Raw genomic sequence first — 1,463 nt, forward strand, 5'->3', positions numbered from 1 at the left:
GTTGTGGCAGCAGATCCGCCATCCGGAGCGGGAGGCCACGATCTGGGCGGTCTGGTCCTCGGAACGCCCGCACCTGATGCCGGTCGGGCAGCCCTTCGATGGCTATGTGGAACATACCAAGCGGGTATCCCCCACCTGCCTCGTCCACTTCGAACGCAACCGGTACAGCGTACCGGCTTCGTTTGCGAACCGGCCGGTCAGCCTGCACGTTTACGCGGACCGTCTGGTCTTTGTGGCCGAAGGCCAGACCATTGCCGAGCATGCCCGCTGCATTGACCGCAAACATGCCCTGGGTCGGACCTTCTATGACTGGCGGCATTACCTGGCCGTCATCCAGCGCAAGCCCGGCGCCCTGCGCAATGGCGCACCCTTCAGCGAGTTGCCTGACGGCTTCCGGCAACTCCAGAAGATCCTGCTCAAACGACCGGGTGGTGATCGGGAAATGGTCGACATCCTGGCGCTCGTGCTGATGCACGATGAAGCCGCCGTGCTGACGGCGGTCGAGCTGGCCCTGGAAGCCGGTATTCCCTCCAAGCAGACCATCCTCAACATCCTGAGCCGGCTGCTCGACAACCAGCCGGTGCCCCCAGTGGAAGCACCCCAGGCCTTTGCCCTGCAGATTGAACCGCTGGCCAACGTCGATCGCTATGACCGGCTGAGGGGGAAACATCATGCAGCCTGATGCCATGATGGAGTTGCTGCGATCCCTCAAGCTGCATGGCATGGCCCAGGCACTGGGTGATCTGGCGACGCAGGATTCACCGGCGTACAAGGCGGCAGCGGCGGTCCTGGGTGGTTTGCTGAAAGCGGAAATGGCGGAACGGGAAGTGCGCTCCCTGGCCTACCAGATGAAGGTGGCCCGCTTCCCGGCCTATCGCGACCTGAACGGCTTCGACTTCTCGGTGGCCGATGCCGACGAGGCGCTGGTGAAACGCCTGCACCGCTGCGAGTTCATCGACTCGGCCCAGAATATCGTGCTGGTGGGCGGGCCGGGGACCGGCAAAACCCATCTTGCCACCGCTATTGGCGTTCAGGGTATCGAGCATCATCACCACCGAGTCCGCTTCTTCTCCACCATCGAACTGGTCAATACGCTGGAACAGGAAAAGGCGATGGGCAAGCCCGGGCAACTGGCCATGCGGTTGATGTATGTCGACCTGGTGATCCTGGACGAACTGGGCTATCTGCCCTTCAGCCAGAACGGCGGGGCATTGTTGTTCCACCTGCTGAGCAAACTCTACGAACGGACCAGCGTCATCATCACGACCAATCTGAGCTTCTCGGAATGGGCCAGTGTCTTTGGTGACCCCAAGATGACCACGGCGCTGCTGGACCGGCTGACCCACCACTGCCACATTGTTGAAACCGGGAACGACAGCTACCGTTTCAAGAACAGCACGTTTCCACCGGAAAAGGAGAAAAAAGCCCCCAGGCAGCCCCAACCCACCCCCTGAAAAGGGTCC

At 61.7% G+C, this 1,463-nt stretch carries 2 protein-coding genes; both read left to right on the plus strand.

Going from position 1 to position 1,463, the window contains the following annotated elements:
- Positions 1–682 (plus strand): Mu transposase domain-containing protein (locus IEX57_RS21045; RefSeq protein WP_444544645.1); only part of this gene is annotated, 682 nt, incomplete at its 5' end.
- Complete coding sequence (gene istB, locus IEX57_RS21050) at positions 672–1,454, plus strand: IS21-like element helper ATPase IstB (protein WP_188707275.1); 783 nt, start codon at positions 672–674, stop codon at positions 1,452–1,454. The genes IEX57_RS21045 and istB, both read left to right, overlap by 11 nt.
- Positions 1,455–1,463 lie beyond the last annotated feature (9 nt).

The sequence above is a fragment of the Silvimonas iriomotensis genome, assembly GCF_014645535.1.
Lineage (GTDB): Bacteria > Pseudomonadota > Gammaproteobacteria > Burkholderiales > Chitinibacteraceae > Silvimonas > Silvimonas iriomotensis.

Excerpts from the sequence above, each read along its gene's own strand:
- istB (WP_188707275.1), top strand. The coding sequence starts at position 672 with ATGCAGCCTGATGCCATGATGGAGTTGCTGCGATCCCTCAAGCTGCAT.